We start from the raw sequence: 19,319 nt of genomic DNA on the forward strand, positions 1-19,319 counted from the left end.
GGCCCGTCACGGGTCAACCTGCAGTGCGGCCCGAACCCCGTGAGGGCCGGCGCCTTTAGACGCGTGCCGGAAATCCAAGGGTTATACCCTAAGAGCAAACCACCCCTTTTAGGGGTGGTTTTGATGCGCCGAGATTGTGAGGACATGGGGTGACCGGGCGTCGCGGAAAGTGCGTCCCGGAATCTGGGTCCAGAACGGGTCGCGCTTTCCCAAAGGGGGTCCTCTGGGAAAGCGCGACCCAGAATTCGGCAAAATAATGGGGCACAGTTTCCGGTTGAGCTGTCTAACGGAAACTGTGCCCCAGAATGAGCACTCAAAACGGGGCAGGCTTTCCGTAACAACTGTCTGGCGGAAAGCCTGCCCCAATTTCTTATAGCGAGTCTCTCTGGATCAGCTGCATGTGCATCACGGAGGTGGTGGGCTCGGCACCCTTGATCATGTCGAGCGCAATGTTGGCGGCCATGTGGCCTTCTTCGCGCAGGGGCTGGCGGACGGTCGTGAGCGCGGGGACGCAGCGCGTCGCAATCTCGTGATCGTCGAAGCCGACGACGGAAATATCCGCCGGAACGGATAGGCCTGCCTCGTTGAGTGCGGTGATGACGCCAGCCGCGATATGGTCCGATCCGCAGAGCACGCCATCGAAAGCAATCTCGCGCGCGAGGATCTGGTGCATGGCCTGATAGCCGTCTCCGTTGTTCCAGCCGGTATAGATAACGTTTGCGTCTGGGAGGTCTTCGCCCAAGACGGCGCGGTAGCCGCGCAGGCGGTCGACAACGGCGGGGTTGTCTTGCGGTCCCAACACGGCGACGATATCTTTGCGCCCGCGTTCCTTCATGGCGAGTGCCGCAAAGTGTCCGCCCTCTTCGTCGTCAGAGTAGACTGTCGAGAACACATCGCGATAGGGGTGGCCCTCGAGCTGGCCGCACAACACGGTGGGTACGCCCAGCTCGCGCAGCACCTCGAGCAGCTCGCTGCCCTTGTAGGGGGAGACGTCGATCACGGCGTCGAACGAGCGGCGCTCAAAGTGCTCGCGTGCGCGGTTGCGCTCATGCGTAGAAGACGCCTGCAAGATAACGGGCAGATAGGACGACTCCGACAGTTCCTCGGTAATGCCGCTCAAAAACTCGCTATAGGTGGGGTCGCTGAAGAGTTCACTCAGGGGCTCGGTCACGAGCACGGCGATGATTTCCGTGCGCCCGACAGCGAGCGCTCGGCCACGAGCGTTGGGGACAAAATTGACTTCCTTGGCCGCCGCGCGGACGCGCTTTTTGGTTTCCTCGCTAATGCGGGGCGAATCGTTGAGAGCGCGCGATGCCGTGGAGCGCGACACGCCGGCAGCTGCGGCAACCTCGGCAAGCGTAGGTGCGGTGCGAACTGGTTGGGTCATGGCGTCTCCTGGAAAATGCGGTCGATGTTGTCGCTGATACGGGCTGGTGCGGATCAGCTTACTATAGTGCGCCTGAACAGCGTTCATGATATCCGGTGACCGGTGTCGTTTTGCAACCAAGCCGCAATCGAATACGTCTCGTATGGGTGAGATATCAGCGGGCGTGGCGGTTGCCTACGAGCTTGAGAACGATGTCTTGCGCTGAGTTTCGATACTCAGGGTGACATAAGTGTCGCGGTTGTACAACCGGTTGCACCGTTAACCCGACCAAATCGACCGTTCAGCGGACAACCGGTTGCACAGTTTTTTGCATCGCCCGTAAGATATGGACAACCGGTTGCACAAGAATCACTACGATGACGAAGGAGCATCACCATGGACGCCATTAACGATTGGGAAAACCAAGCGCTCACCCACAGGAACCGCCTGGCACCCCATGCGTACTTTATGGGTTACGAGACCGCCGACCTCGCTGCAACGTACAGCCGCGAGCTGTCGCGCGGGTTTGTCCAGCTGTCCGGCTCGTGGCAGTTCCGCCTCTTTGAGGGCCCCGCTGCCGTCTCTAATGAGGAGCTTTCCACGTACAAGCCCGAGTGGGATCACGTGGAGGTTCCGCACCTGTGGCAGGTGGACGGCTATGGCAACCTTGCCTACACCGACGAGGGTTTTCCGTTCCCGGTGGATCAGCCGTTCGTTCCCTCTGACGATCCCACGGGCGTGTACCAGCGCATCGTCAACCTTCCCGCCGTTCCTGCCGGCGCTCGCGAGATCATTCGCTTTGACGGCATCGAGAGCTATGGCGAGCTGTACGTCAACGGTCAGTTTATCGGCATGACCAAGGGTTCGCGCCTGTCTGCCGAGTTCGACGTGACCGACGCGCTCGTCGAGGGCGACAACCTGTTTGCGGTCAAGGTTCTGCAGTACAGCGATGGTAGCTATATCGAGGACCAAGACATGTGGTGGGCATCGGGCATCTTCCGCGATGTGTACCTTATGCAGCGTCCCGCCGCACACCTGGTCGACTTTAGGTTCCGCACGCACCGCGAGGGCGATGCCGCTCTGATTACGCTCGATACGGTGGCCGAGGGCGCTTCCCGCGTCGTGTTTACGCTCAGCGATGGCGAGAACGTGGTGGCTACGGGCGAGTGCGTCGACGGCCATGCCGAGTGCAGCGTGACCGATGCCCACTTCTGGAATCCCGAGGACCCCTTCCTCTATGACCTTACGTTTGAGGTCTACGACGGTGATCAGGTCAGCGAGTACGTCCCGCATCGCCAGGGTCTTGCCGAGGTGACGGTCGAGGGCAATCATATCTACCTCAACGGCACTTACTTTAAGATGCATGGCGTCAACCGCCACGATCACGACGATCACAAGGGCCGCGCCGTGGGCCTCGATCGCATGCGCCGCGACCTGGAGCTCATGAAGCAACACAACATCAACGCGGTGCGCACGTCCCATTACGCCAACGACCCGCGCTTTTACGAGCTGTGTGATGAGTATGGCATCATGCTGGTCGCCGAGACCGATATGGAGAGCCACGGCTTCGAGAATATCGGCAATATCGCCCTGGTGACCGACGACCCGGCATGGGAGCCGGCCTACGTCGACCGCATTGAGCGCCTGGTGATGCAGGAGCGCAACCACGCCTGCATCATTATGTGGTCGACGGGCAACGAGAGCGGCTATGGCTGCAACATCCGCGCGATGTACGCCAAGGCTCACGAGCTCGACGGTCGTCCGGTCCACTACGAGGAGGATCGCAACGCCGATACCGTCGACGTTATCTCCACCATGTACTCCCGCGTGTCGCAGATGAACGACTTTGGTGAGCATCCATTCCCCAAGCCGCGCATCAACTGCGAGTACGGTCACTCCATGGGCAACGGCCCCGGAGGCCTGTCCGAGTATCAGGAGGTCTTCGATCGCTGGGATTGCATCCAAGGCCAGTTTATCTGGGAATGGTGCGACCACGGTTTGGCTGCTGTGACCGAGGACGGCGTTGCCTACGACATGTACGGCGGCGACAACGGCGACTACCCCAACAACAGCAACTTCTGCATCGATGGCATGGTGTTCCCTTGGCAGCAGCCGAGCCCGGGCCTCACTGAGTATGGCCAGGTCATCTGCCCGGTTCGCATGGCTTATGACACCGAGGCGGGCGAGCTGACCGTCACCAACAAGCGTTGGTTCACCACTCTCGAGGATGTCTGCCTGTCGGCCGAGACCCTGGTGGACGGCGACGTGGTCAGCCGCAAGACGCTCATGCCCGGTGCGGTTGCCCCCGGCGAGTCCGTCCAGCTGCCACTGGTGATTCATGAGGCCGCGGTAGGCGAGACCCTACTGACCGTGCGCGCCTACACCATGGCCGCTCACGTCTGGTGCGAGCCGATGTTCCAGCTGGGCGCAAGCCAGTTTGCCATCGCAAACCATCCAGCGCCGGCCATCGCCGCCCCCGTTCGTCCTGAGCTTACGGTCGAGGAGACCGAGCAGGAAATCCGTATTCGCTCCCTCAACGGCGAGCTGACCTTCAGCAAGGTAAACGGTACCGTGAGCGAGTGGAAGGCATCCGGCCGCGACGTCATGGCCTCCGGTCCCCAGGTTGGTTTTTGGCATCCGCTCGTCGATAACCACGCCCAGGAGTATGACTCGCTGTGGAAGGACAACTTCATCGATGTGATGCAGACGTCTACCCGCAAGGTTTCTTGGAAGCAGGACGGCAATGCGGTCGTCGTTACCGTGAGCCAGCGTATCGCTCCTCCCGTCCGCGCGTTCGGCATGCGCGTCGAGCTTGTCTACACCGTGCTTCCGAGCGGTCGCGTTGACCTCAAGGTTTCCGGCGAGCCCTACGGTGACTATTCGGACATCATCCCGCGCATCGGCATCTCCTTCGAGGTCCCCGGTTGCGATCGCGCCGTCGAGTGGTATGGCCACGGCCCGGGCGAGAACTATCCGGACTCGCTGCGCGCCAACCCGGTCGGTCATTACCGCACCACGGTCGACGATATGTTCACGCCCTACGTTATGCCTCAGGACTGCGCCAACCGCGAAGGTACCCGCTGGGCTGCCCTGCGCTCTAGCCACGGTGACGGTCTGGTCGTGACGCGTCCGAGCGACGCCGCTTCCAACCCGTTCTCGTTCTCGGCATGGCCCTATAGCTGCGAGGCCATCGATAACGCCAAGCACGTCTACGACCTTGTCAAGGGCGATACGGTCACGGTCAACATCAACGACCAGTTGCTCGGCCTTGGCTCGAACTCTTGGGGTTCCGAGGTGCTCGATTCCTATCGCACCCGTTTTGAGAGCTTCAGCTTTGAGGTGTCCCTGCGACCGCTGACGTCTGCCGATCTGGCTCAGGCGCTGGCACCCATTAAGGAGGCATAAGCCATGCATGTCTTTAACTCGCGCGCCGATTTCGACGCTCAGATGAAGTCCGTCAAGAAGTGGATGCGCACCGGCCAGGCGCTCGATGGCGTTGCCGACCTACAGCACGACGTGGCTTACTCCATCGGCGACTCGTTGGTGTACTGGTGGGTCTATGCCCGCGAGGCCGCAACCGCCGATCTGGTCGGTCACCGTCGCTACCATGCCGTGCTCGCTTCGCTCGACGGCGACCTGACCGTCGAGGTTGCCCCCAAGGCAGGCCTCACCTGCACCCGCGCTTACAGCGATATCGATGATCGCGAGCGCTTTGAGGGGGCGGGGGAGACCGTGACGATTCCCGCCGGCGGCGTTGCCGTCGTCGAGATCGACGAGGCTTACCGTGTTATCGCCGAGGCTTCGGATCCCCGCGTCGTGGTACTGCACGTGACGGTCGAAGGTTATTCCTTCCCCAACAAGTAGTATTCGTCCGTTTGGACGTTTGCTTCGCGCCGTTAAGGGGGATGGCTTTGTTGACTCCCTTTTCCCCATTCCCCTTAGCAGGTGCGCCGTCCGCGATTGCACTTGCAGCTCGGACGGTTTTGGATGACATTTAATAGATGATTGGGAGGGCTTATGAGCTCTGAAAAACGAGGAACGATTGGTTCGTTCGCTCTGCTGGGCATGACGGTCGCCGCCGTGTTCGGTATCAAGAACATCATCAACAACAACGCGGCCATCGGCTTGGCAGCTGCGCCGTCGTTCTTCTTCGCCACGCTTTTGTACTTTGTCCCCTATACCCTGGTTACCGCCGAGTTCGTCGGCCTCAACAAGGACTCCGAGTCGGGCGTGTACGCATGGGTTAAGACCTCGATGGGTGGTCGCTGGGCGTTCCTGACGGCATTTAGCTACTGGTTCGTTAACCTGTTCTTCTTTGCGTCCGTCCTGCCCAACGTCATCATCTACGCGAGCTACGTGTTCTTTGGTGCCAACGCCGAGCTTTCGCAGCTGTGGATCACCATTATCGAGATCGTCGTCTTTGCTATCGCCACGTGGGTTTCGACCAAGGGCGCTAAGTGGATCGGCTCCATTTCCTCCTTCGGTTCGACCGCGGCTCTCGGCCTGACCGCCGTGTTCATCCTGCTGTCCCTGGCTGCTGCCCTTGGCGGCGTTGAGTTCGCTACGGCTCCTACTCCCGCTAACATGGCTCCCGACATGAGCAACTTCGCAACTGCGTGGGGCTTCTTCGGTACGCTTGCCTGGATCATCCAGGGCGTTGGCGCCGCTGAGTCTGTCGGCGTGTTCCTTAACGACCTTAAGGGTGGCGTCAAGGCCTTCGTGCGCACCGTCGTTATCGCCGGCCTGACCATCGGCCTTCTGTATGCAGGCGCTTCGCTGCTGGTTAACCTGTTCATCCCCGAGGGCAGCGTTGCCATCTCCACCGGCATCTTCGACGTGTTCGGCGCTGTCTTTGCCCACTTTGGCATTCCTATGGAAGTGTCCACGCGCGTCATCGGCTTGATCCTTCTCGCCGCTACGCTGGGTTCCCTCATGATGTGGACCTCCGCTCCCATCAAGGTCTTCTTCACCGAGATCCCCAAGGGCGTCTTTGGTAGCAAGATCGTCGAGCTCAACGAGCATGGCATTCCTGCCCGCGCCGCTTGGCTGCAGTTCGCCATCGTCGTCCCCATCCTGATCATCCCGGCCCTGGGCTCCGGTAACCTCGACGACCTGCTCATGATTGTCACCAACATGACGGCTGCCACCGCTCTGCTCCCGCCGCTGCTGATTCTGCTTGCCTACTTTATGCTGCGCAAGAACTTCGATGCTGCTCCCCGTGGCTTCCGCATGGGCTCGCGCAGCTTTGGCCTGGTCGTTGCCGCATTCCTGCTTGTGGTCTTCTGCTTCGTGCTTATCTGCGGCACCATTCCGCTCGATCAGCCGCTGTGGCTGACGCTGGTCTACAACGTTGGCGGCGTGGTTGTCTTCCTGGGCCTTGCCGTGATGTGGTACAACCGCTACATCAACCGCCTGCGCGAGACCGATCCCGAGGCCGCCGAGAACGAGTTTCGCCCTTCCGTCCTCGATATGATGGAGTAGCGGCTAGGATTAATCTACGGCTGTGGAATAAATCGATTCCCTTTCCTAGGGAGGGGCCTTACGAGGCCCCTCCTTTTGTGTTTTGGGGCATGGATTTTGGACTCTGTGGGCAAAAAATGCCAAATATGAGTACTGTTGCAAAAGAGGTGTCATATTTTTCGGCCTGCTCTGAGCGAAAATGGGCTCAAAATCAATTTATCTAACCCCCTTTAAAGGGCGTTTGACGGCTTTCAACCTCTTCGAATCGCTTAAAGTAAGCAATTTGCTCTCGATTTTGCTGCTACTAAATTGGTGGCAGTACTCATATTTGCCACTTTTTGCCCACGAGGTGCTCAGAGGAGCTCTCGACAAGCATCTAACGCTACAATAGCTACCACGTGGCTGGGGTTGCCGGCCGAATGTGCGATGTCGTGGGAGGGGACATGGTCGAATTTACGAAGACGATTAAAGATCCGTTGGGATTGCATGCCCGCCCGGTTGCGCTGCTTTATGACATTATCGCCAAGCATCGTAGTGACGTGTCGGTTTCGATTGGCAATCGTCATGTCGATGGCCGCGACGTTATAGGGCTCATGGCACTCTGTGGCGAATGTGGCGAGGACATCGTGTTCCGCGTTTCGGGCGTGGATGAGGCCTCCTGTGTCACATCGATCAGAAATCTCTCGCTCTAAGCATGATAGGGCGCGGTAAAGGATGGTCCTTTGCCGCGCCTTTTTGTTTCGTATAGGAAACTTTTTCGAAATCTGAATGGGGACCCTTTCCAAAAAGTTAACCACGTGCTAGTTTACTATAGCGAACATAGACGTGGTTAACTTTTTACGCGTCGATGTTGAGGACGAACTGACGTTAGGAGCAACTCATGTCTTGCGGACCGCAGATGCCGGCCATGCCGCTTTCGATGGTAAAAGCGGGCGAAACCGTGCGCGTGTCTCGTGTAAAGGGCAATGAGGACATGAAGCACCACCTCAAGGACCTCGGCTTTGTCGAGGGCAACGAAATCCACGTGGTGAGCTCGAGTGGCGCCAATATCATCGTCACGGTGCTGGGCGCACGCTTTGGCATCGATTCCAAGGTTGCCATGCACATCATGACCGTCGGTTAGTCTGCAGCATTTCATAAAAACCGAAAGGGGGACAAGAGGATGAAGACGTTGGGTGACGTTAAGGTGGGCGAGAGCTCCACCATCGTCAAGCTTCACGGTGAGGGTGCGCTTCGCCGCCACCTTATGGACCTGGGGCTCATCAAGGGCACTTCGTTCAAGGTCGTGAAGGTTGCGCCGCTCGGTGATCCGGTCGAGATCAACGTGCGCGGCTACGAGCTTTCCATCCGCAAGGAGGAGGCAGCCGTCGTCGAGGTCCAGTAAGGGCTTGCGACGTATATTTCTGCAGATAAAGTTAGGTTTTTCTAACTTAATGCAGCATCTTTGAAGCACATTATCCAGCCTGCGCGGAGAAAGCAGCGCAGGCACACAAGGAAGAAGGATTGAATGGCGGATTCTCAGATCCATGTCGCGCTGGCGGGTAACCCCAACTGCGGCAAGACCACGCTTTTCAACCTGATCACCGGCGCCAACGGCTACGTTGGCAACTGGCCCGGCGTCACGGTTGAGAAAAAGGAAGCCAAGCTCCTAAGCGACAAGAACGTTACCATCACGGACCTCCCTGGCATCTACTCGCTTTCCCCCTACAGCCCCGAGGAGCAATGCTCGCGCGATTACCTCATGAGCGGCGAGCCCGATGTCGTCGTCCAGGTGGTCGATGCCACCAACCTCGAGCGTAACCTGTACCTGGCGCTTCAGGTTATCGAGACCGGCCTGCCCGTGGTTGTTGCCCTCAACATGGCCGACTTGGTCGAGAAGAACGGCGACAAGATCGACACGGACAAGCTCTCCAAGAAGCTCGGCTGCCCGGTCATGATGATCTCGGCTCTTAAGAACAAGGGCATCAAGGAGCTCTTCGAGCAGGTCAAGAAGTCCGCAGCTTCCAAGGGCCAGGTGCCGGAGCACAAGTTCGATTCCTCCATCGAGGACGTTCTGACGCATATCGAGAACAACCTTCCGGCGAGCGTTCCCGCCAACAAGCGCCGCTATTACGCCGTCAAGCTGTTCGAGCGTGATGCAGACGCCTGCAAACTCATCAACCTCACCAAGGAGAAGGCCGCTCGCGTGGAGGAGCTGGTCGCCCAGTGCGAGCAGGACTGCGACGACGATGCCGAGTCCATCATCACCGGTGAGCGCTACGGCGTGATCGCTCACATCATCGACGAGTGCCTCACCAAAGCCCCGGCCAAGATGAGCACCTCCGAGAAGATCGACCGCGTGGTTACCAACCGTATCCTGGGCCTGCCGATTTTTGTCGTCATCATGTTCTGCGTGTACTACATCGCCGTTTCCACCTTGGGTGGCACGGTGACGGACTTCACCAACGACCAGCTCTTCGGCACCGACGGCTGGTACGTGCTCGGTCAGGGCCGCGACGCTTACGACGCGGCTGTCGAGGCCGCGGGTGACGACGCCGACTCGGTCGACCCGGCACAGTACGGCCCCTATGTCCCGGGTATCACCACCATGGTGCACGATGCCCTCGTGGCGGGTGGCACCGAGGACGGTGGCCTGGTCGATTCGCTGGTCTGCGACGGTATCGTTGGCGGCCTGGGCGCCATCTTCGGCTTTGTGCCGCAGATGTTCCTGCTGTTCGTGATGCTGTCCTTCCTGGAGGACTGCGGCTACATGGCCCGCGTCGCCTTCATCATGGACCGCGTGTTCCGCCGCTTTGGCCTGTCCGGTAAGTCGTTCATCCCCATGCTCGTGTCCTCGGGCTGCGGCGTCCCCGGCGTCATGGCCACCAAGACCATCGAGAACGAGAAGGACCGCCGCATGACGGTCATGACCACCACGTTCATCCCCTGCGGCGCCAAGCTGCCGATCATCGCCCTGCTCATGGGCTCCATCATTGGCGATTCTTCCACCACGGCCGCATGGATCAGCCCGCTCTTCTACTTCCTGGGCGTCTTTGCCGTCATCGCCTCGGGCCTCATGCTCAAGAAGACCAAGCTCTTCGCCGGCCGTCCGACCCCGTTTGTCATGGAGCTTCCTGCCTACCACTTCCCGGCGATCCGTTCCTGGGCGCTGCACGTGTGGGAGCGCTGCTGGGCCTTTATCAAGAAGGCCGGCACGGTCATCTTTGCGTCCACCGTCGTCGTTTGGTTCCTCTCCAACTTTGGTAGCTATAACGGTTCCTTTGGCTTCCTGCCTGCGATGGACGGCATCCCCGAGGAGTTTATGGACTACTCCGTGCTTGCCATGCTGGGCAACCTGGTCGCTTGGATCTTCGCCCCGCTCGGCTTTAGCACCTGGCAGGCCACCGCGCTGACTGTCTCTGGCCTCGTCGCCAAGGAGAACGTCGTCGCCACCGCCGGCTCGCTGCTGTCCGTCGCCGACGCGGGCGAGACCGACCCGAGCCTGTGGACTGCGTTTGCCGGCATGTTCCCCACCATGGGCGCTTGCGTTGCCTTCGGCGCCTTCAACCTGCTGTGCGCTCCGTGCTTTGCCGCCATGGGCACTATCCGCAACCAGATGGACTCCGGCAAGTGGACCGCGATTGCCATCGGCTACGAGTGCGCCTTCGCTTGGGTCATCGGCCTGTTCATCAACCAGTTCTACAACCTGCTTGTCCTTGGCCAGTTTGGTATCTGGACGGTTGTAGCCATCGTTCTGCTGGTTGCGATGCTCTTCCAGATCTTCCGCCCCATGCCCAAGCACGCTTGGACCGACGAGGACGAGACCAACACCGCTTCCGCCGCAGTTTCCGCTTAAGTCCGAATAAGGATCAGCCCCTTTCCACGAGCCCGGGTGTCCCAGCGACACTCGGGCTTTTTGACGCAATGGGGGACAGATTGCTTTGCTCCAGAAGTAAGATGTGGCGTTTCCGCAGATAAAACCGACCAAAATAAACCTGTCCCTATTTGGTAGGTGGAGAATGGGGTAAAGTAAGTGCTGGTTAACTAGAGGAGGCTTGCTATGGCACCTATCGATATTGTTGTACTGGCTGTTATCGGCGTTGCGTTTGTCGCCGTGTGCGTGCGCATCTACCGCAAGGGCACCTGCGCCGACTGCGCTCAGGGTGGCGTTTGCACGGGGCATTGCTCCAACAAAAAGACGTGCGCTGCACTTAAGGGCGTAGACAAAATCGCCGAAGACTTGGGTCGCGGTATCAAATAAGGTCCGGACATCCAAGCGCTCCGCGGGCATCCGTTCGCGGGGCGCTTTGTGCATTTGAGGGAGAGTACGGCGAGTCGAAGAGTATTTTTGGGGTATCGTTAACTGGACTATTAATTGGCAACTTATCTATAACGGAGTAACCGCATGAGCGCTCGCGTAACCATGAAGGACATAGCCGCCGAGCTTGGCGTTTCCATCAATACCGTGCACAAGGCTCTGACGGGAAAGGCCGGCGTGAGCGAATCCGTGCGCGCCAAGGTGAACGCTAAGGCCGAGGCCATGGGCTATCACCGCAACACAAGTGCCTCAAGCCTGCGCCGCAAGGATATCAATCTGGTGTTTTGCCTGCCCCGCGCATCGCGCGAGGGAGCGTACTTTTTCCGTTACCTGTGGGAAGGCTGCAATCGCTTTGAACAGGAGGTCATCGACCGGGGCATTACGGTTGAGCGCGTTGAATTTGGCGTGGGCGGCTACGCTGATGCACTCGAGCAAATCGACGAGCGTCTGCAGGTGGGCGAGAAGATTGATGGCTTGCTCGCCTATGCGCCGGGCGACGATCGTGCGACTGAGCTTTTGGGGCAGATCGCCGAGGCGGGTGTGACGATTGAGCTTGTCGACGGCGACCGTCCGCATTTGAATCGTTTGGGTGCGAGCTTGGCCGATTATTCGACGGCAGGCAGCCTTATGGCCGAGCAGGCGGCAAACCTGGTCCATGCTTCTGGGGCCGACGCCCGCGTGCTCCTTTTGACAGGCGACCCATATACCGATTCGCACTATCTAACCGCCCGCGCCTTCCACAATTACCTGCGCGAACGTGATATTCCATGGCAGGTTGAGGATCTTGCAGGTGCCCATGCGCAAGTCAAACAACTCGAGCATGAGCTCGAAAAGCGCTTGAGTGCGCCGGACGCCCCCGAACTTATCTGTAGCGTTTTTGCCGTTGGTTCCGAAGTGGTTGCCGACGCGCTCGTCTCGACCGGCAAGGCCGGTCAGGTCATGGTGATCGGCAACGACCTGTTTCCCGAAAGTGCTCTGGCCTTGCGCCGCGGTATCTTTACCAATATTGTCTATAAGGACCCGACGAGCCTGGCGTATCGCGGCGCTAAGACGCTGGGCGATTATCTGCTGTGGGGAAGGACCCCGACGGTGCCCGTCCAGAAGGGTGCTGTCGAGATGGTATTTGCCAGCAATGTCGACCGCTACTGCGAACTTGCGGGTATTTAGCCGATTGAGCAGGTACCCCCTCTTGCGACGTGCATTTTTGGGAGTATTCAGCATTGGCATGCCCTGAATGAGGTGCAGAACGACTGTTTTAAGTGCCCCCGATGGCGTAATTTGCCATCGGGGGCACTTTTTATGCCGATTGGGCGCAATATGAGCATCAGATAGGGCTTCGAAGACGGTGCGCGGTGCGCTCCGATGCTGAATACTCCCAAAAATGCACGGCGGAACATGACCCACCTGGCCAAAGCGCTCAAGTTCGGTATTCGGGGACGCCCGCCAATTCGCAATACATACAAGTCACGGCTCCAGTAACCGTTGAACGGGCAAAATCGACCGTTCACCCCATGGTGGTTAGGTGAACGTTCACCTTTTAAGTCGCAATGAATTAGTATAGTGAACGTTCACCTAGAGGATAACGAGCGCATCGTGCGCCCGCTCCGCCAACAAAGGGGTTGTTTGATGAAAAACTTCATGGACGATCAGGATTTCCTGCTGAGCACCAAAACCGGTGAGGAGCTGTTCCACAACTTTGCCGAGGGCATGCCCATCGTTGACTACCACTGCCACATTTCTCCCAAGGAGATCTGGGACGACAAGCGTTTTGAGAACATCACCGAGGTTTGGCTGGGCGGTGACCACTACAAGTGGCGCCTGATGCGTGCCAACGGCGTCGACGAGCGCTTCATTACCGGCGATGCCCCTGCTCGCGAGAAGTTCCAGAAGTGGGCCGAGACCCTGGGCCGTTGCGTGGGCAACCCCGTCTTTGAGTGGAGCCACCTGGAGCTTAAGCGTTACTTTGGCTATGAGGGCGTCCTGAACGGCAAAACCGCTCAGGAGGTCTGGGACCTTGCCAACGCCAAGCTCGCTGAGGCCAGCTTTACCTGCCGCAACCTGATCAAGCAGTCCAACGTCCGCATGATCTGCACTACCGATGACCCCGCCGACAGCTTTGAGTGGCACAAGAAGATTGCCGCCGACGATAGCTTTGACGTTCAGGTCGTTCCCGCCATGCGTCCCGATGCCGCCCTGCGCATCGAGCGTGGCCAGGAGTTCGCCGACTACTGCAAGCATCTCTCCGAGGTTGCTGGCGTTGAGATCAGCGACTTCGAGGGCATGAAGGCTGCCATCTCCAAGCGCTACGACGTTGCCCACGAGCTGGGCTGCCGCGCTTCCGACCACGCGCTCGACTACGTTATGTACGTTCCGGCTACCGCCGACGAGATCGAGACTATCTTTGCCAAGGGCCTTGCCGCCGAGCCGCTTGCCGAGGACGAGGTCCTCAAGTACAAGACGGCCTTTATGCAGTTCGTCGCCGGCGAGTATGTCCGCCTTGGCTGGGCCATGCAGCTGCACTTTGGCTGCAAGCGTGACAACAACCGCGCTATGTTCGCCAAGCTCGGTCCCGACACCGGCTACGACTGCATTTCCAACTACACGCCGTCCGACCAGCTGGCCGATTTCCTCAACTCCATCCAGGAGGCCACGGGTCTGCCCAAGACCATTCTGTACAGCCTGAACCCCATCGACAACACCATGATCGATACCGTGATGGGCTGCTTCCAGGAGGCTCCGACCGCCGGTAAGATCCAGAACGGCTCTGCCTGGTGGTTCAACGACAACGAGATCGGTATGCGCGAGCAGCTCACGGCTCTGGCTAACGAGGGCGTGCTGGGCAACTTTGTGGGCATGCTTACCGATTCCCGCTCCTTCCTGTCCTACCCGCGTCATGAGTACTTCCGTCGCGTGCTGTGCGGCGTGATCGGCGAGTGGGTCGAGCAGGGCAAGTATCCGGCCGACATGGAGCTGCTGGGAGCCATCGTGCGCGACATTAGCTACAACAACGCGGTCCGCTACTTTGGCTTTGACCTGGATACCGTCGAGGCCTAAACCCGCATCGAATCACACCGAACTCGGGAGCGCCGTTGCCACACGCGGCGCCCCCGTTTTGCCTGCACGCTAACAGCAATCTAAGGAGAGACATCGATGGAGAACATCAGCTACGAGACGCTCGAGAAGATCGGCTACAAGGGCTACCTGCTGCCCAAGGACGCGCCCGAGAAGGTTCTGCAGTTTGGCGAGGGCAATTTCCTGCGCGCCTTCGTCGACCGCTTCTTTGACATGGGCAACGAGGCAACCGGCTGGAACGGCAAGGTTGTCATGGTCCAGCCCATCAGCGGTGCCTTTGGCTTTGCCGACGGCATTAACGCTCAGGATGACCTGTACACCGTGCTGGTGCGCGGCAAGGAGAGCGGCAACACGGTCGACGAGTCCCGTGTGATCAGCGCCTGCAGCCGCTGCCTCAATCCGTATCGCGAGGACGACTACCGCGCCATGATGGAGGTCGCCGTCTCCGACGATTTGGAGATTATCGTCTCCAACACCACCGAGGCCGGTATCGCCTACGATCCGTCCTGCAAGGCCGACGACATGCCGCCCGCGAGCTTCCCCGCCAAGCTTGCCCAGGTGCTCCACACCCGCTGGGCCGCCGGCAAGCCGGGCGTCATCGTGCTCGCCTGTGAGCTCATCGATCACAACGGCGAGGAGCTGCTGCGCATCATGAACCAGTACGTGAGCGACTGGGGCTGGGAGGACGAGTTTGCGCAGTGGATGGCCAACGACTGCACCGTCTGCACCACGCTCGTCGACACTATCGTCCCCGGCCGCATCCGCGACCCCAAGGAGGCCGCTGCCGTGGCCGAGCGCCTGGGCTACGAGGATCCTTTCCTGGCCGTGCGCGAGCCCTTCCAGATGTGGGGCATCCAGGGCGATGAGTCGCTCAAGGAGCGTCTGCCCTTCGTGAAGGCCGGCCTGCCGGGTGTCTTTGTGACTCCCGACGTCACCCCGTACAAAAAGCGCAAGGTCCGCATCCTCAACGGTGCCCATACCGCCTTCGTTCCGGGTTCCTGGGTTGCCGGCTTTGATATCGTGCGCGACTGCATGCATGACGAGACCATTCGCGGCTTCATGAACACCATGCTCTACGACGAGGTCATTCCGACGCTTGCCGCCGACTTGGATGTCGAGGACTACAAGGCCTTTGCCGCCGCCGTCGAAAACCGCTTCGACAACCCGTTTATTGATCATGCGCTGCTCTCCATCTGCCTCAACTCCACGGCTAAGTGGCGCGCTCGTGACCTGCCCACGCTCAAGGACTACGTTGCCGAGACCGGCAACCTGCCCAAGTGCCTGGCGACGAGCCTCGCTACGCTCATCTCCTTCTACACGCAGGAGCTCGTGTCCCGCGAGGGCGACGGCCTGCACCTGCGTCGCTCCGACGGCACCGAGTACACCGCTCAGGACGACGCCTTCGTGCTCGACTTCTACGCCGCCCATGCCGGCGCCGACGATGCCCAGCTGGTGCACGACGTGCTCACCAACGAGCAGATGTGGGGCGAGGACCTTACGCAGATTGCCGGCCTTGAGGAGTTTGTCGTCAACGCGCTTGCCGTCGTGCGCGTCGAGGGCGCCAAGCAGGCCTTCGCCAACGCCCAGGCCTAAATCCTTCTGTGCGCCCGCCGGGCAACTGGCGGGCGTCCGCTGACTTCTGCTCAACCTGTAGGGTTAGGACTCTTTGTAATGAATACTATCCAGATCAATCCGGCCGACAACGTGATCGTCGCGCTGTCGCCGCTTGCCAAGGGCACCGCCGTCGCGGTTCCCGGGGTGGGCGAGGTCGTTGCCGCGGAGGATATTCCGCAGGGCCACAAGATGGCCGTGCGTGCCATTGCGGCGGGGGAGGACGTCGTCAAGTACGGTCTTCCTATCGGTCACGTGACGGGCGACATCCAGCCCGGTCAGTGGCTTCATACGCATAACGTCAAGACCAACCTTTCGGGCGAGGTCGAGTACGCTTACAACCCGACGCATCCGGTCGTTGAGCCGGTTGAGCCCGAGACCTTTATGGGTTTCCGCCGCGCTGACGGCCGCGCCGCCACGCGCAACGAGCTGTGGATCATCCCCACGGTCGGCTGCGTCAACGAGGTCGCACGTGCCATGTGCGAGCAGGCTCAGGATCTGGTCGAGGGCTCGCTGGAGGGCGTTTACTACTTCCCGCATCCCTTTGGCTGCTCGCAGACCGGTGCCGACCATGCCCAGACGCGCCGTCTGCTGGTGGCGCTCTCGCGTCACGCAAACGCTGCGGGTGTGCTGTTCCTGTCCCTCGGTTGCGAAAACTGCACGCACCAGCAGGTACTCGACGAGCTCGGTGACTTCGATCGCGAGCGCGTTCGATTCCTCGCCTGCCAGGATGTAGCCGACGAGCAGGTCGAGGGTCACAAGATTCTGTCCGAGCTTGCCGACCTGGCCAAGCAGGCCAAGCGTGAGCCCATTCCTGCCTCCGAGCTGGTCATTGGCCTTAAGTGCGGCGGCTCTGACGGTCTTTCGGGCATTACCGCCAACCCCACGATCGGTCGCGTGAGCGATATGGTTGTCGCCCGCGGCGGCACGTCGGTGCTCACCGAGGTTCCCGAGATGTTTGGCGCGGAGAGCATTCTGCTCGATCGCTGTGAGAGCCAGGACGTCTTTAACGCAGCTGCCGACATGCTCAACGGCTTTAAGGACTACTTTATCAGCCACGGCGAGGTCGTCTATGAGAACCCGAGCCCCGGCAACAAGGACGGCGGCATTACCACGCTCGAGGACAAGAGCTGCGGCTGCGTGCAAAAGGGCGGATCTGCCCCCATCGTCGACGTACTGCCGTATGCCGGTCAGGCTACCAAGCATGGCCTGAACATGCTGTGCGGTCCGGGCAACGACATGGTATCCACCACGGCCCTGACGGCTGCCGGCTGCCACGTAATCCTGTTCTCGACCGGCCGCGGCACGCCGTTTGGCGCACCGGCGCCTACCCTCAAGGTGTTCACCAACCAGCGTCTGTGCGACCACAAGGCCAACTGGATGGACTTTAACGCCGGCGTGGTCGCCACGGGCGAGCGTACGCTCGACGAGGCTGCCCACGACCTGTACCAGCTGGTGCTGGAAACGGCGAGCGGCAAGCTTACGAGTGCCGAGCGTCGCGGCTGCCACGAGATCAGCATTTGGAAGGATGGCGTCTGCCTGTAGCGGTAAATGGGTTCGCATAGGGCGCTATTGACCATGGCCCCGTCGGGAGTGTTCCCGGCGGGGCCATGTTTGTTCTGTCTGTTCGGGCGTGTCTTCCTGAGGGTACGGGAGCGGCGAAAACAATAAACGTTCACCTAATCGACCTCAAATTTAAACCCACTCAATACCCATGTAATCGTGATTTTTTTCAAGTCAGATGTCCGTTTAACGGCAAAAAACGACCGTTCAAGGATAATATACAAGTGAACGTTCACCTATCATATGCAATCGCGCATAATCTAGCTAAACGTTCACCCTACGAGTGGGCGATATGCAGACAGACATCGGTATGGACTCCAATGTCTTGTTACAAGACAATCGAGAAAAGAGAGGGAGCTCGATGACTAACAAGATCGGTAAAAAGCGCAAGATCACATTCTGGACGCGCTTGGGCTTTGGTATGGGCGGCATGCTCAACTCCGGTGCCCTGAGCTTTACGCACAGCTACATGGTGCTGTTCCTGTCCACGGAGTGCGGTCTGTCCGCAGGCGAGGCTGCGCTGATCAGCTCGTTCGCCATCTATCTCAACGCCATTCTGTGCCCGCTCATGGGCTTTGTGGCCGATAACTTCTACGCTACTAAGATTGGCCGCATCTTTGGCCGCCGCCGTTTCTGGATCTTGCTGGCTATCCCGATGATGGTCGCCGAGCCGCTCATCTTTGTGGCTACGCCGTTTGGTTTCCCGTACTACTTTGTGTTGTACCTGATCTACAACGTCGCGTACACGTTCTGCACCGCCAACCTGTCGCCGCTTACCATCGAGATGACCGACGACTTCAAGGAGCGTACGTACCTCACCGGCTACAAGCACCTCTTTGGTAACGCCGCCGGCTTCCTTATGGCAGCACTCGTCGGCTTTGGCTTTGGCACCTTCGGCGAGACCAACCCGTTCAGCTACTTCATCATCGCTACGATCAATGCTTCGGTCATGGCAATCTCGCTGCTGTGCGTGTACCTGTCCACGTGGGAGCACACCCCCGAGGAGGTCGCTCAGGAGAAGATTGAGAGCGTCGGCGAGGGTATCAAGAAGTTTTTCATCGACGTTATCTCTACCTTCCGCAACAAGTCCTTCCGCAAGGTCCTGTATGCGCAGGTCTCCACGAAGCTCGCCGCTGCCTGCTGGTCTGCGTGCCTGTCCTTCTTCATCGTCTACTGTCTGCAGATTCCTAAGTCCTACGAGTCCGTGATGGAGATGCCCGGCAAGGTCGTCGCTATCGTCTGCACCGCCATCTGGGTCGCCCTCATGGCCAAGAAGGGCTTCCACAAGTCTTGGTACCTGGCCAACGTCGGTTGCGCTGCGTGCATCATCGCCTACAACTACTTCGCCTTTGGTCAGATCAACGGCACCTCCACGGTCGCCATCGCCATGATTGCCTACCCCATCATCTTCGCCATCTGGAAGTTCTTCTACGTTGGCTTCCAGTATCTGCCCGATGTTCTGCTCAACTACATCCCCGATGTCGATGAGCTCATCACCCTGCGTCGCCGCGAGGGCATCTACAGCTCCGCTCAGCAGCTCTGCCAGCAGATTGCCCAGGCTGTTGCCGTCAACGTATGGGCTATCGTCCTTGCTGCCTCCGGCTTCATTCAGACCGCCGGCAACAGCGACGCCGTGACCCAGCCCGCCACCGTGCCTCTGTACATCTGCGGCTACATGCTCATCGGCTGCGCCGGCTTCTTCCTGCTCGCGGCCGTCCTTGCCCGCGGCATCAAGATCGACAAGGAGCAGTGCGACATCCTTTGCGACGAGATCCACCGTGTCAAGGAGGGTGGCAAGATGGCCGACGTCAAGCCCGAGGTCAAGGCGCTTTGCGAGGAGCTCTCCGGCTTTAAGTACGAGGACTGCTTTGCACACAACAATGTTGGCTTCCAGGACGGCAGCGTAATTCCCGCCGAGTAGGGCAGGCGCATCGTCCAAACCACAGGGCC

Annotated in this window: 14 protein-coding genes; 13 read left to right on the forward strand and 1 reads right to left on the reverse strand. The window is 59.6% G+C overall.

What is annotated here, in order from left to right; all coding sequences use genetic code 11:
* Nucleotides 1–370: 370 nt before the first annotated feature.
* Nucleotides 371–1,387, reverse strand: coding sequence for a LacI family DNA-binding transcriptional regulator (locus AAAX59_RS01395; protein WP_349070173.1), 1,017 nt, complete (start codon nucleotides 1,385–1,387; stop codon nucleotides 371–373).
* 375 nt (nucleotides 1,388–1,762) lie between these two features.
* Between AAAX59_RS01395 and AAAX59_RS01400 the strand changes: the two genes are divergently transcribed.
* The 13 genes from AAAX59_RS01400 (at nucleotide 1,763) to AAAX59_RS01460 (ending at nucleotide 19,290) form a co-directional block, all read left to right on the forward strand.
* The gene (locus AAAX59_RS01400; protein ID WP_349070174.1) at nucleotides 1,763–4,771 is read left to right on the forward strand and encodes a glycoside hydrolase family 2 TIM barrel-domain containing protein; all 3,009 of its coding nucleotides are present in this window, start codon (nucleotides 1,763–1,765) and stop codon (nucleotides 4,769–4,771) included.
* 3 nt (nucleotides 4,772–4,774) lie between these two features.
* A complete protein-coding gene (locus tag AAAX59_RS01405; protein ID WP_349070175.1) occupies nucleotides 4,775–5,230 on the forward strand; it encodes a hypothetical protein in 456 nt (151 codons plus the stop codon).
* Nucleotides 5,231–5,383: 153 nt separating this feature from the next.
* Nucleotides 5,384–6,847, forward strand: a complete 1,464-nt coding sequence (locus tag AAAX59_RS01410) for an amino acid permease (protein WP_349070177.1) — start codon at nucleotides 5,384–5,386, stop codon at nucleotides 6,845–6,847.
* Nucleotides 6,848–7,269: 422 nt separating this feature from the next.
* Nucleotides 7,270–7,518: an HPr family phosphocarrier protein gene (locus AAAX59_RS01415; protein WP_158558725.1), complete on the forward strand. Its 249-nt coding sequence runs from the start codon at nucleotides 7,270–7,272 to the stop codon at nucleotides 7,516–7,518.
* Between the two features lie 188 nt (nucleotides 7,519–7,706).
* On the forward strand, nucleotides 7,707–7,949 hold the full coding sequence (locus AAAX59_RS01420) for a FeoA family protein (RefSeq protein WP_022094360.1): 243 nt from the start codon (nucleotides 7,707–7,709) through the stop codon (nucleotides 7,947–7,949).
* Nucleotides 7,950–7,988: 39 nt separating this feature from the next.
* Nucleotides 7,989–8,210, forward strand: coding sequence for a FeoA family protein (locus tag AAAX59_RS01425; protein WP_006234774.1), 222 nt, complete (start codon nucleotides 7,989–7,991; stop codon nucleotides 8,208–8,210).
* 123 nt (nucleotides 8,211–8,333) lie between these two features.
* Nucleotides 8,334–10,661 carry a ferrous iron transporter B gene (locus AAAX59_RS01430; protein WP_349070179.1) on the forward strand — a complete coding sequence of 776 codons (2,328 nt, stop codon included), beginning with the start codon at nucleotides 8,334–8,336 and terminating at the stop codon, nucleotides 10,659–10,661.
* 204 nt (nucleotides 10,662–10,865) lie between these two features.
* A complete protein-coding gene (locus AAAX59_RS01435; RefSeq protein WP_006234772.1) occupies nucleotides 10,866–11,066 on the forward strand; it encodes a hypothetical protein in 201 nt (66 codons plus the stop codon).
* A 144-nt stretch (nucleotides 11,067–11,210) separates the two neighbouring features.
* The gene (locus tag AAAX59_RS01440; protein WP_055309672.1) at nucleotides 11,211–12,290 is read left to right on the forward strand and encodes a substrate-binding domain-containing protein; all 1,080 of its coding nucleotides are present in this window, start codon (nucleotides 11,211–11,213) and stop codon (nucleotides 12,288–12,290) included.
* A gap of 459 nt (nucleotides 12,291–12,749) precedes the next feature.
* The gene (gene uxaC / locus AAAX59_RS01445) at nucleotides 12,750–14,177 is read left to right on the forward strand and encodes a glucuronate isomerase (RefSeq protein WP_349070181.1); all 1,428 of its coding nucleotides are present in this window, start codon (nucleotides 12,750–12,752) and stop codon (nucleotides 14,175–14,177) included.
* Nucleotides 14,178–14,273: 96 nt separating this feature from the next.
* Nucleotides 14,274–15,788 (forward strand): tagaturonate reductase, encoded by a 1,515-nt coding sequence (locus AAAX59_RS01450; RefSeq protein ID WP_349070182.1) that lies wholly within the window; start codon nucleotides 14,274–14,276, stop codon nucleotides 15,786–15,788.
* Between the two features lie 78 nt (nucleotides 15,789–15,866).
* Complete coding sequence (locus AAAX59_RS01455) at nucleotides 15,867–17,351, forward strand: altronate dehydratase family protein (RefSeq protein ID WP_117817686.1); 1,485 nt, start codon at nucleotides 15,867–15,869, stop codon at nucleotides 17,349–17,351.
* Between the two features lie 379 nt (nucleotides 17,352–17,730).
* Entirely contained in the window at nucleotides 17,731–19,290 is a 1,560-nt protein-coding gene (locus tag AAAX59_RS01460) for an MFS transporter (protein ID WP_157758022.1), read from the forward strand.
* Nucleotides 19,291–19,319 lie beyond the last annotated feature (29 nt).

The sequence above is a fragment of the Collinsella sp. CLA-ER-H2 genome (assembly GCF_040092405.1).
In the GTDB taxonomy this organism is placed as follows: domain Bacteria; phylum Actinomycetota; class Coriobacteriia; order Coriobacteriales; family Coriobacteriaceae; genus Collinsella.

What these genes read in the sequence shown, in the direction of transcription:
- AAAX59_RS01435 (WP_006234772.1), top strand. Translation starts at nt 10,866, where the DNA reads ATGGCACCTATCGATATTGTTGTACTGGCTGTTATCGGCGTTGCGTTT.
- AAAX59_RS01450 (WP_349070182.1), top strand. Translation starts at nt 14,274, where the DNA reads ATGGAGAACATCAGCTACGAGACGCTCGAGAAGATCGGCTACAAGGGC.
- AAAX59_RS01405 (WP_349070175.1), top strand. Translation starts at nt 4,775, where the DNA reads ATGCATGTCTTTAACTCGCGCGCCGATTTCGACGCTCAGATGAAGTCC.
- AAAX59_RS01420 (WP_022094360.1), top strand. Translation starts at nt 7,707, where the DNA reads ATGTCTTGCGGACCGCAGATGCCGGCCATGCCGCTTTCGATGGTAAAA.
- AAAX59_RS01415 (WP_158558725.1), top strand. Translation starts at nt 7,270, where the DNA reads ATGGTCGAATTTACGAAGACGATTAAAGATCCGTTGGGATTGCATGCC.
- AAAX59_RS01395 (WP_349070173.1), bottom strand. Translation starts at nt 1,387, where the DNA reads ATGACCCAACCAGTTCGCACCGCACCTACGCTTGCCGAGGTTGCCGCA.
- uxaC (WP_349070181.1), top strand. Translation starts at nt 12,750, where the DNA reads ATGAAAAACTTCATGGACGATCAGGATTTCCTGCTGAGCACCAAAACC.
- AAAX59_RS01460 (WP_157758022.1), top strand. Translation starts at nt 17,731, where the DNA reads ATGACTAACAAGATCGGTAAAAAGCGCAAGATCACATTCTGGACGCGC.
- AAAX59_RS01410 (WP_349070177.1), top strand. Translation starts at nt 5,384, where the DNA reads ATGAGCTCTGAAAAACGAGGAACGATTGGTTCGTTCGCTCTGCTGGGC.
- AAAX59_RS01425 (WP_006234774.1), top strand. Translation starts at nt 7,989, where the DNA reads ATGAAGACGTTGGGTGACGTTAAGGTGGGCGAGAGCTCCACCATCGTC.
- AAAX59_RS01400 (WP_349070174.1), top strand. Translation starts at nt 1,763, where the DNA reads ATGGACGCCATTAACGATTGGGAAAACCAAGCGCTCACCCACAGGAAC.
- AAAX59_RS01455 (WP_117817686.1), top strand. Translation starts at nt 15,867, where the DNA reads ATGAATACTATCCAGATCAATCCGGCCGACAACGTGATCGTCGCGCTG.
- AAAX59_RS01440 (WP_055309672.1), top strand. Translation starts at nt 11,211, where the DNA reads ATGAGCGCTCGCGTAACCATGAAGGACATAGCCGCCGAGCTTGGCGTT.
- AAAX59_RS01430 (WP_349070179.1), top strand. Translation starts at nt 8,334, where the DNA reads ATGGCGGATTCTCAGATCCATGTCGCGCTGGCGGGTAACCCCAACTGC.